Origin of the sequence: Microcoleus sp. N9_B4, assembly GCF_036701635.1 — a bacterium.
Taxonomy (GTDB): Bacteria; Cyanobacteriota; Cyanobacteriia; order Cyanobacteriales; family Microcoleaceae; genus Microcoleus.
This window is the reverse complement of sequence record NZ_JAUBRC010000042.1, coordinates 49,586-60,036: the sequence shown is the minus strand read 5'-3', so window position 1 is coordinate 60,036 and position 10,451 is coordinate 49,586. Positions and strand designations below refer to the sequence as shown.

12 protein-coding genes are annotated in these 10,451 nt (G+C 44.9%); 3 read left to right on the top strand and 9 right to left on the bottom strand.

Features of this window, described 5'->3' with window-relative positions; translation table 11 throughout:
• Positions 1 to 71: 71 nt before the first annotated feature.
• A complete protein-coding gene (locus QUA43_RS23945) occupies positions 72 to 683 on the bottom strand; it encodes an alpha/beta fold hydrolase (protein ID WP_333377034.1) in 612 nt (203 codons plus the stop codon).
• Between the two features lie 2 nt (positions 684 to 685).
• Complete coding sequence (locus QUA43_RS23940; RefSeq protein WP_333377032.1) at positions 686 to 1,303, bottom strand: alpha/beta fold hydrolase; 618 nt, start codon at positions 1,301 to 1,303, stop codon at positions 686 to 688.
• Between the two features lie 317 nt (positions 1,304 to 1,620).
• On the opposite strand from QUA43_RS23940, the gene QUA43_RS23935 reads away from it, so the two are divergent.
• Positions 1,621 to 2,073, top strand: a complete 453-nt coding sequence (locus tag QUA43_RS23935; RefSeq protein ID WP_333377030.1) for a hypothetical protein — start codon at positions 1,621 to 1,623, stop codon at positions 2,071 to 2,073.
• 104 nt (positions 2,074 to 2,177) lie between these two features.
• Here the strand turns inward: QUA43_RS23935 and QUA43_RS23930 are convergent, their stop codons facing one another.
• Positions 2,178 to 3,335 carry a tetratricopeptide repeat protein gene (locus tag QUA43_RS23930; RefSeq protein ID WP_333377029.1) on the bottom strand — a complete coding sequence of 386 codons (1,158 nt, stop codon included), beginning with the start codon at positions 3,333 to 3,335 and terminating at the stop codon, positions 2,178 to 2,180.
• A 95-nt stretch (positions 3,336 to 3,430) separates the two neighbouring features.
• On the opposite strand from QUA43_RS23930, the gene QUA43_RS23925 reads away from it, so the two are divergent.
• Positions 3,431 to 3,649, top strand: a complete 219-nt coding sequence (locus QUA43_RS23925) for a YgiT-type zinc finger protein (protein WP_333377027.1) — start codon at positions 3,431 to 3,433, stop codon at positions 3,647 to 3,649.
• 18 nt (positions 3,650 to 3,667) lie between these two features.
• On the opposite strand, the gene QUA43_RS23920 is transcribed toward QUA43_RS23925, so the two are convergent.
• From QUA43_RS23920 to sir, 4 genes are all read right to left on the bottom strand, one after another.
• Positions 3,668 to 4,420, bottom strand: a complete 753-nt coding sequence (locus tag QUA43_RS23920; protein WP_333377025.1) for a PPC domain-containing protein — start codon at positions 4,418 to 4,420, stop codon at positions 3,668 to 3,670.
• A gap of 53 nt (positions 4,421 to 4,473) precedes the next feature.
• The gene (locus QUA43_RS23915) at positions 4,474 to 4,890 is read right to left on the bottom strand and encodes a lysozyme inhibitor LprI family protein (RefSeq protein WP_333377023.1); all 417 of its coding nucleotides are present in this window, start codon (positions 4,888 to 4,890) and stop codon (positions 4,474 to 4,476) included.
• Positions 4,891 to 4,937: 47 nt separating this feature from the next.
• Positions 4,938 to 5,714, bottom strand: a complete 777-nt coding sequence (locus QUA43_RS23910) for a 16S rRNA (uracil(1498)-N(3))-methyltransferase (protein WP_333377021.1) — start codon at positions 5,712 to 5,714, stop codon at positions 4,938 to 4,940.
• A gap of 241 nt (positions 5,715 to 5,955) precedes the next feature.
• On the bottom strand, positions 5,956 to 7,947 hold the full coding sequence (sir, locus tag QUA43_RS23905; RefSeq protein WP_333377019.1) for a sulfite reductase, ferredoxin dependent: 1,992 nt from the start codon (positions 7,945 to 7,947) through the stop codon (positions 5,956 to 5,958).
• A gap of 298 nt (positions 7,948 to 8,245) precedes the next feature.
• On the opposite strand from sir, the gene QUA43_RS23900 reads away from it, so the two are divergent.
• Positions 8,246 to 8,494 carry a chlororespiratory reduction protein 7 gene (locus tag QUA43_RS23900; protein ID WP_333377017.1) on the top strand — a complete coding sequence of 83 codons (249 nt, stop codon included), beginning with the start codon at positions 8,246 to 8,248 and terminating at the stop codon, positions 8,492 to 8,494.
• A 128-nt stretch (positions 8,495 to 8,622) separates the two neighbouring features.
• Here the strand turns inward: QUA43_RS23900 and QUA43_RS23895 are convergent, their stop codons facing one another.
• Together QUA43_RS23895 and QUA43_RS23890 are read right to left on the bottom strand one after the other, a co-directional pair.
• Positions 8,623 to 9,003 carry a hypothetical protein gene (locus QUA43_RS23895; protein WP_333377015.1) on the bottom strand — a complete coding sequence of 127 codons (381 nt, stop codon included), beginning with the start codon at positions 9,001 to 9,003 and terminating at the stop codon, positions 8,623 to 8,625.
• A gap of 118 nt (positions 9,004 to 9,121) precedes the next feature.
• Positions 9,122 to 10,276, bottom strand: coding sequence for a glycosyltransferase family 4 protein (locus QUA43_RS23890; RefSeq protein ID WP_333377013.1), 1,155 nt, complete (start codon positions 10,274 to 10,276; stop codon positions 9,122 to 9,124).
• Positions 10,277 to 10,451: the final 175 nt, after the last annotated feature.

Genomic DNA, 10,451 nt, shown 5'->3' with positions numbered 1-10,451 from the left:
GGGGAGGGTTGGGGTGGGGTAAAAAGTTTACGACTCCTGCAAGGATTGCTATACAAGAATGAATGAAACGGTTAATCATGAACTTTCAATGGTTCTGACAGCGCTTCAGAGACCGCTTTTAAACTGCTGGAATGCCTCGCCATCATGGCATGGGCGAAAACAGACAATTTTACTTCTTTGGCAGCAGATATTTGGGAACTCGAAGCCGGTACGATGATAAAATCCCAATCTGTCCAAATCGAAGTAAAATTGAGCTTTTCCAACAAGGCTGCATCTCGATTTAAATCTTCGAGAAAAGCACTGCCAGGACGCATTTGAACGCAGCCTTTTCCCCAGAGAGTGTAAGCCATCCAAGTACCGCTGTGAGGAGAAGATATCGCAATAAAGCGCTGCACTCGGTTAATGCCACCTAACCTTTGCAGGTAGTAGCGAGTTATTAAACCGCCCATGCTCAATCCTACTATATCTAGATGCTGTTCGGGCGCAAAGGTTTTGTCTATATAATCGGCTATTTGTTGAGCTAATTCGTCTATGCTGGCGTTGCCCCAATGGGGCGAGAGATTGAGGGTATAGACTGACCATCCCAGTTGGGTCAGGTAGGCAGACATTTTGTAAAAAATTCCCGATTTTCGGAAGATTCCGTGAATTAGCAAGACTGGGTTGCGGCTGAAATTGCTATTCATTTTTAAGTGGAAATTTTATTTTCTATAGGTGCTTTGAGTTCTTCAACTAATACGTTAATACTTAGGGGTTCTGTCACCATTTGGCGGTGCAGCAAAACGTTGACTTTAACTTCTTTACCTACTGGCATTTGGGAGCTGTTCGCCGGTACAATCATTATGTCAAATGGCGTCCACATTGATGTAAAGTTTATGCGTTTGAGCATTGTCACATCTTGATTCAAATCGCGCAGCAAGCGACTATCGGGGCGCATATCCAGGTATCCTGGTAGGCGTAGGGAATAGGCGGTAAGGGTGCCTTGGTGGGGGGAAGATAGGGTGATGAAACGCTGTACGCGGTTGATTCCCCCGAGTCGCTGGACGTAGTAGCGACTGACGATGCCGCCCATGCTGTAGCCTACTATGTCTAAAGGCTGTTCTGGATCGAAGGTTTCAGAGATGTAGTCTGCGAGTTGCTTGGCGAGTAAGTCGAGCCCAAGGCTGCCGTCGTTGGGGGTGAGGTTGAGGCTGTGGACTGACCATCCAAGTTGGGTGAGGCGGGCGGACATTTTGCTGAAAATAATCTTTGTGTCCCAGATGCCGTGTATGAGAATGACGGGATTGCGATCGAGCGAACTGTTCATTTGAAAAGATAATTGCTTGCTGATTACAGCATAGATTACTCCCCTAGAGAGTTTGACCCCTACTAGGACAGCTAGCGAATCGGATCGAGGTACGATCGACAATTAGTGGGAATCGCTAACAAATTCTGAGATACTTGTAAATAAGTGCAAAGCAGTGCGAGTATTTATACCTAAAATTTGCTTTGATGAGCTAGCTTAGATATAGCCAAATGTAAATTTTGATGAATAAATGTAGACAAAGGTTGCCCTAGCTCGTAATCTAACTTTGTTGACAAGCTTGTACAAATTTCTCTAAAAGAACAAAAGGAGTAAGTCTAATGTTTGGTTTTATCAAAAATTTCTTCGGCGGTATTTTCGGCTTTTTCGGCAGACTGTTGGGCTTGAAAAAGTCTGAATATTTCCTAGATTTGGGCGAATCGGGAGCGAAGGAACCAGCAAAAGTTGCGCCTGCGAAGGCTGAGCCTGTTGCGATCGCACCGGCAAAAGTTGAGCCTGTTAAGTCTGAGAATTCCGAACCTGCTAAGAAGGCTAAGGTAGAGAAAAAGTCTAAGAAAGAAAAGGAACCAGTTACTAGCGTTCCTGCTAATAATGCGGAACCCGTGAAGGTACCTGCCTCGGCAGCAACTAACGGCAAAGTGCCGAGTCAAGCTGAACCGAATCGGACTTTTGCTCCTAATAATTTAATGCCGACATCAAATGCAACTCGTCGTGGCCCCGGCCCCAGCATGAACAATTTCCGAGAAATGGCCCGTCAGGTGAAAACGAAGTAGGAAATTGGGAATTGATAATAGGGAATTGGGCATTGGATAATTCCCAATGCTGACGTTAACAAATTAAAAATGGTATTACTCATTTTTAATTTTAACTCTTGGTTCTATTCCCTATTTTCTGGGTTTCTGAGGAAGGCTAATCCGCTGTATAGCTGAAAAGCTGAATCCCAAGGAGTTTCGGATTTGCGATCGACTTCGATATGAGATTCGATCTTGCTCAACATATTAGTGTAATCGAGCACTGTCTCGGCAAAGGGCGTAAATTCTGACCAAACTGTAACGTCAAGCTGGCGATCGAATATTTCCAGTAAGTTATTCCAGTTAATTCTGGTGGTACTTTGAGGAATTTGTTGAGAGTTTTTGACTCTCGATGTTTTGTTTTTCTGGTTCAGTGAAGTGGGAAGTTCGGCTGAAGCTTTGGTGAAGTCAACTCCTTGTTGAAATTCGTAACTTTGGTCGCAAATTCGCAGAATGCAGTTTCTGCTGGGAATGTGCAAGTCACAGATTTGAGCGTAATCTTGCCTGATTTCTCTGTGGCGAAATTGCTCCTTTCTTCGGTTGGGGGAGTAGTCCATGACTTCGATGAACATCGGCAACAAGCCTTCTACTCTTTGGGTAACTTCTGACCAGCTAAATTCGATCGCACCGAGTCGTGAGAGTTGATATTTGCAAACCACGGCTGGGGAAGAGAGAGACTGGAAGTGTTGCACTCGGAAGATTTGGATTTTTTGAATATCGCTTAGGGTTGCCCAAAATACGGGAATGCCGGCGTTGAGGAGTTCTTGACCATAAATTCGGAGTTCGGCAATGGGGCCAGTTTTGTAGAGTCTCCAGCCGCGGCTTTGGATTTGCATCCGGGTTGTGTAGGCGTCGATTTTAAAGATTCTGCTGATATTTTGAATGGCTGCAGGTTTGTTTTCGGGACTCACGGGTTCGAGGATGAGGAGTCCGGGTTCGAGGTTGCTGGGGTCGTTTTTGGCGGTTTCTATGGCTTGTTGGCGAAGGTTTTGTTGTGCGGTTTCAATCCGTTGAATAGCTTGGCGGGTCTGGGAGGCGATTTTGGGGTTGGTGATGTCGCGGAGTATTTGTTTATAGGTTGTTTGGGCTTTTTCGAGGTTATTGGTGAGTTCGTAGTAGCGGGCGATATAGTATTGCACCCACGGATTTTCGGGGGATTCTTTTTGCAGTTTTTTGATGAGTTGGGCAGCTTGTTTGTATTCTTTACCCTCTAAGGCGGCGACTATTTGGTTGATGTCTGTCATGGCGATTGGGGGAATGGCGTTGTTTCTATCTTGGCTGATGTTTGGGTGGTTCCGCCACTGGTTAACAATTTTTGCTGTTGTGTTAACTTATAGATATGATATGCCGGAAAGAAACAATGGTGGAACAAAAATTAACTTACACGCTTGAAGTCAATGGTAAGTTTATTATCATTGAAAACGTTCCTGCTAGAGTGTGTGTGGAAACGGGAGAGCGTTTTTTTTCACCTGAAACTGTGGAACAGTTGCAGAAGATGATTTGGGAAGATAGAAAGCCTATTAGGGTGATTGAAACACCTGTTTTTGAGTTTGCTTAGCACTTAGTTTAAATTGAGTTAAAGCTGATTGGAATTAACGCTTAATGTGTAAGTACCTTTGCTTGTGCGATCGCCTCCTTTAACAACTATTTTATAAGTGCCGTTACTAGGCAATTTTACAGTGAGTTGAGACTCTCGGCGATTCTGGGAGTTGCCTGTTTTTTCGGCAATATTTTTGCCGCTGGTGTCGAATAGTGTTATGTTGTGGTCAAATGCTCTGCTTTTGAGGTCGATCGTAATAGATTGACCTGCCCGTCCTTGAAAGGTGTGTTCGCTGGGGCCGCCGTCTTTGAGGGTTCCCCGCTGCTGTAGGATGGAAAGGGAGGTGAGTTTTGGGCGATCGACATTGCTCAATTCTAAGCCGTAATTGGTCATGGGTACATCGAGGCCATTTCCTTCTCTGACTACGATGATAAAAGCTGTTTTGTTGTTGATATCTCGGACTATTTTGTCAATAAAATTGGCTTGTATTTTTTGTTCATTTATAGGTTTTGGTTGATTAAAATTTGGTTTCGATATACAGAGAAGTACGCCTCCATCTTGATAGCGGGCGGCGTAGAACCAATAGTTTTGACCGTTAGTTGTAAATTCGTTTCTGCTAAAGATAGTGAATCTTTCAAGTTGCGGTAGTTGCTGATTGCGCTGGCAATTTTTATCGATGTAGATTTGGTTGGCTGATGGCTGTTGCTGGGCAAAAACTGCTGGTACGGTAGTGGTTAAAATTGCTGAGATGACGCTGAGAGTGAGGGTGAAGGGCGATCGGCTTTTCATAAATACTTGTTTCTCTTTATTCTTGTCAGGTTTTGTACGCTGTACTTCCTATTTTATCTCTGTTTTAAATACTGTTCTAGTTCCGCAGTGCGCTGTTTAGTCATGCGATCCAAACATTCATTGAGGAAACCTCCATAACCCGTACCGCCACGACTTTTATAAACTTCAAATTCACAGGTTTTATCTCTTAACTGAATCCACCCTAATTGTGCTTCGGAAAGTAGCGATCGCTCTTCGCCACTCAATTGGGAAATCAGTTGTTTGTAAACCTCGTTCAGTCGTTGATCCGAGGCTTCATACCTCAACCGAATACAAGTTCTGACTTGTGCATCTCCTTGGGGGCGATCGCAATTAATCTGTTGAGCAATGGGAAAACTCGGAGATTGTGCAGAAACTGATGTGGTACCGAAAATTGCCAAAAGCGCGCTCGACCAAAAGAGTGATCGACCTTTCCTAAACTCTATTTTCATGGCCCGTCAACCCACCTCTCTGATAAATTCTTTGTTATTTGTTGATATTAGCACTTCTCAAATGCCGCGCCAACTAAAGATAAAGCCACAATCGGTGCTGTCACCGCTCTCAGAATTCTACTCCCCAAAGAAACAGCTTCAAAACCAAATTCGATCGCTCTTTGCACCTCGCCCTCAGTCCATCCACCCTCCGGGCCAATAGCTATGACAATCGATAATTCTCCCCCAGCCGGGGGCGGGCACGGGGGCACCGCCCCTACAAAGGAGGGTTCTAAATTACCCAACAAACAATCGTACAAATGCCGATTGTCCCCGCGAGCAACACAAATATATCGATATTTTTGACCGCAATCTTTCACAGCAACATCAAACGAAATAGGCTCTAAAATCGTCGGCACAAATTGACGTTCCGACTGTTCCGCCGCCTCCGCAGCAATTCTTCTCCACCGATCGACTTTTTGATCACTTGGTTTGAGCAAAGTTCGATCGCTCGTCACCGGCACAATACTTGCCACACCCAACTCCGTCGCCTGCCTCACAACCTCGTCAAAGCCGTTTCCCTTGGGCAAAGCCGCCATCAAAGTTACTTCCACGGGTAGCTCCCTGTTCACAGCAATCTCCTCTGCTATCGAGGCAAATAACCCGGTTTCCCGTACTTCTAGGACTGCTAACCACCAATGTCCCCGTCCGTCCATTGCAATAAATCGATCGCCTGCTTGCAAACGTAGCACTCGATTTAAATAATGTTGCTGTTCTCTAGTTAGGTCGATTTTGCGATCGCAAATTTGAGGGGCAGTAATTGCTAATCTTTGTAGTTGAGGCATTTAATTTGGGATTGTTCGTTTTCTATTAGAGATTTTTTTTATTTAACCGCAGAGAACGCAGAGAACGCAGAGGAAGAGAGAATGAGAGGAGATAGGCAGGCGGGGTTTCAACAGTTTAAAAAACAATAAAGGCAAAGCATCTACAACCGGAATTATTTTACAAATTCAAGTTTTTTTCTGCAAATGCTCTGCCTTTATATTACTTTTGCCAGAAGTCTATTGAATACAATCGAAAATCGGCTTATCCTTCCTCCTTAATCTTCTTTAAATAAGTGGAAATCGCTTCTGTAGCTAGCTGCGTGATTGGCTTGCCCTGACGGGCTGCTTCTTCCTTGAGCTCGTTGTAGATTTCATCGCGGACGCTAATTCGACGGCGGACTTTGCCACCGCCAGCAGTGGCAGTCTCGTTTTCATCGCCGTTACTAGACGTAACTTCTAATTCATTAATCTCAGTTGTCATCGAGTCAGCAGATTGGTAGTTGGTTACAAATTGACGGATAGATTCTAACCCGACGCGATCGCAAAAATTGCCAAAACTCTCGCTCAGTTGCCGTTTTTGCTTGAAATAAACAAAAATCGGCTCCAGAAAAGCTTCAAAATCCTTGACGTGCAGCTTTTCCTCAATGGGTTTTGCCAGCCGCGTTTGGTCGGGAGAACCGCCCAGCCAAATCTGGTAGGATTCCGGCGAACTCCCGACAAACCCCAATTCTGCCATATAAGGACGGGCGCATCCATTTGGGCAACCAGTCATCCGCACCACAAAATGCTCGTCTGCCAAGCCAACTTTAGTCAAAAGTGCCCGAATTCGCTCTAAAATGCTCGGAATCACGCGCTCAGACTCGGTAATCGCCAGCCCGCAAGTCGGCATTGCCGGACAAGCCATCCCATAGCGCACCAATGGGTCGATCGCAGTTTCTCGCTGAATGCCGCATCGATCGAGTATTCCCTGAATTTCCTGTTTGAAATCCGGCGAAACATCGTAAATCAGCACGTTTTGGTGTGGCGTCGCCAGTATCGGCAAGTTGTACTTCTGCACAATTTCCCGCAAAGCTGTTTTTAGCTGAAATGAACCTTCATCCTTGATCCGGCCATTATCCACGGAAATGCCGACAAACAGTTTACCGTCTCCCTGTTCGTGCCAGCCCAAGAAATCCAAATACTTCCACTCAGGCAGGGGTTTAAAGGCTTCTAGGGGCTTGCCAAAATATTCGGCTACTTTTTCGCGGAACCACTGTACGCCTTTGTCGTTGATCAGGTACTTCAGTCGCGCGTGCCGTCTGTCTGTGCGATCGCCAAAATCTCTTTGGGTTGCTACAATTGCCTTGACCAAATCGTAAACATCATCCTTGGCAACATAGCAAATCTCATCCGCAACCCGCGCAAAAGTCTCTTCTTTGTTGTGAGTGCGGCCCAAACCGCCGCCTGCAAACACGTCAAAACCTTGCAACTCGCCAGCTTCATTGGTAATTACCACCAAGCTCAAATCCTGAGAGTACAAGTCAATTGAATTGTCTCCCGGCACCGTGACGGAACACTTGAACTTGCGCGGCATATAATGGCTGCCGTAAATCGGTTCTTCCTTGTCCTCGCTAAAAATTGTGCCGTTGCCGTTTTTCTGTCTCGCCGCCTTCACTGCGGGGTCTTCCTCAGCCGAAACAGCTTTTTCTCCGTCCAGCCAAATTTCGTAATAAGCACCGGTTTGCGGTGTCAGCAAATCGGCGACATTGTTGGCGTATTGCAGCGCATACTGGTATTCTGGGCGATTTTTGTACGGTGCTGGAGGCGCCATGACGTTGCGGTTCAAGTCGCCGCAAGCTCCCAAGGTTGACCCCATATTTTTAATAATTGAGGAAAACACTGCTTTAAGATTTTTTTTCAACACCCCGTGAAGTTGGAAACCTTGGCGCGTTGTGACGCGGAGCGTGTGGTTGCCGTATTCTTCAGATAGCTTGTCTAAGGCTAGATATAATTGCGGCGGAGTGAACCCGCCGGGATTGCGGGTGCGGAGCATGAACTGATAGTCTTTTTCTTGTCCTTTAACTCGATTGTCGCGGTTGTCTTGCTGGTACGAGCCGTGAAATTTGAGAATCTGAATCCCCTCTTCGGTGAAGTGGGTAGTTTCTTGTAACAGTTCAGTCGCAACTGGTTCTCGTAAATAGTTGCTGCGTTCTTTCAGACCTTCTGATTTAGAGGGCTTGCGCGCGGCAGGGGTTGAAGTGGAAGATGTGATCATGGGAATGTATAGTGCCAGTTATAATTAGATACAGCCGATCGAAGATTTCTTGACAATTTGACACTTGACAAATTTGCACTTGACAAATCTCCTCAGAAATGCTGTGTCGGATCTGTTGACAACTCGGTTAACAAATAAGTTAACAAGTAAGTTAATAACGGTAATCCGCTAGGAATTCTGATGTTGTTCAATTGTAACACGATCGAGCCGGGGCTGAAAAATTGTAATTAAGAGTTTATACTTTCGATCGCTTAAGTGTACGAAACTTTAGAAATAATTAACCTCAATCTTTGAAACTATGTCACTGTATGACGAAGACACCTTTGTGGTGTTAGAAACAAACCAGTCAGAGCAGTTTTTGACTGCGGCGGAACTGTTAGAAAAGCTGAAAGCCGTGTTAACTGAGGAACACGAAGATTTGCCGCAGGACGTGGATAAAATATCTGGCGTGGAAGCTCAAGCCAAGTATTTGATTGATACTTATTGTGAATTAGATGTCGGGCCTGGAAAATTTTTGCAGTGGTATGCAGTACGTCTAGAAAAGTAATTTTGGGAATTGGTTGTTAGTTATTGGTTATTGGTTATTGGTTATTAGAGCCAACAACTAAGAACTTAACAACTAACAACCAAAAACTACTGACAAGTAACAAATAACCAATAACCAATAACAACTAACTATTCTTCCAACTGTTGAACCGATGATACTTCTACTGCGGTAACATCGATCGTACCGGGCGGTGTCAAGCGACTAAAATGACCTTCCTCTATTTTCAGAGGTTCGCCGCAGTTGGCACACTGAAACTGAGTTTGATTTAAAGCTGTAAATTCGTATTGACAAACTGGACAATTGTCCTCAATTAAATTGCGTTTCAGCCACCACTGAAGCGCGACAAATGCGACCACAGGCGTCAGCAACAAAAAAGCTACTAAAATCAACACTGATTTAACTATCCAACCCAAACCAATAGACACCAACAAATACGCGATGCCCAGCAGTATCAGCCAATTACTAATACGGGGTAGCTTGAAAGATATTTTGGGGGTGCCTTGGTTCACGGTGGTCTCCTTGGGTGTCTTTGCAGGTAGGCCTAACTCTATCCTACTCAGAAATTCAGGCGGTCGATCGAGTTAATTTTCCCATTGTACACGGAGAGACCGCTCTCTACGGCATAAGTTAATCTGACTCAGAGGGTTGAAAAATTCCTTCTAAGGATTGACAAAGGGATTCAAAACTAAATCTTGCGAGAGTGTGTTCCCTCAACCAGTGGCGATCGCACCTTTTATCCTTTCCCTTCAGCATTTCGATACAAGCAACCGCTACTGCTGCGGAATCTCGGTGAGGAACTCGCCATCCCAGTTTACCATCTTGCAGCGGATCTGCCGATCCGTCCGCATCTCCTGCGATCGCTGGTACTCCGCAAGCCAGCGCTTCTAAATAAACTATGCCAAATCCTTCCTGGGAAGGCATCACGCAAGCATCCGCAAGCCGATAATGTGCTGCTAAATTTTCTGTCGGTACAAAACCGGCAAATATTACTCTTTCAGCAACTCCCAAATCTGCCGCGATTTGGGCTAACCTCGATCGATCGTCTCCTCTGCCAATAACTAAGTATTTCACATTGGGAAACGTTTTTGCGATTTGCGGCAAAGCTTGAATTGTGACATCGACGCCTTTGTAAATATCAGTCGATCGCAATCTTGCCACTGTTATCAATATTTTAGCATTAATGAGATTATATTGTTTTAATAAATGTTGCGATTTTGGGCCGATCGTAAATATATTCCCATCTACCGTACAAGGCACTATTTGGAATTTTTCGGGATTTAAGTTGTTAATTTGGCAAGTGCGATCGCGCGTGTACCTGCTAATCGTCCAAATGCTGTCCGCTTGTCTCATTGCTGTTTGATATTTCGGAGCCAGCGGTTCCCACACTTCCTTGCCGTAAGTTAAAATTGTATAGGGAATTCCCAGCGGCCGGCACAAAGTTTGAATAAGCGGTGCGAGGTTGATGTGACCGCAAAAAACTCGCTGCGGTCGTTTTTGCACCAAGCAACTTAGCAATATTGTAGCAAACTTAAGACGACCCAACCAAGGACGATCGGTTTTGAGGTAATAAAATTTAATATTGTTTGACTCGTAAGGATTCTTGCAGTCTGGAGAATCTCGCAACAGCAAAACTTGAGCTGGCAGCGGAGAGTTTGCCGCTGCGGTTATTGACACGTAAGCTTTCAGGATGTCTCGAACGTAGGACTGAATCCCGCCTTCACTGGAAAATATTTCTAAGAAGCAGAATAGGCAATTTGTCGATCGCATCTCAGATTTACGCATAGATAGCGCGGACAATTATTGCAGTAAAATGACTTTGCGGAAAAGGGCAATTACAGTTTACTATAATCGACCCTAATGGACTCTAAACTTAATGAATTTTTACAATCTCCTGCACCGAGCAAACTTTAAGAATTATTGAGTTGGCGGAATCAGACCAGAATGCGGGTTATTATTA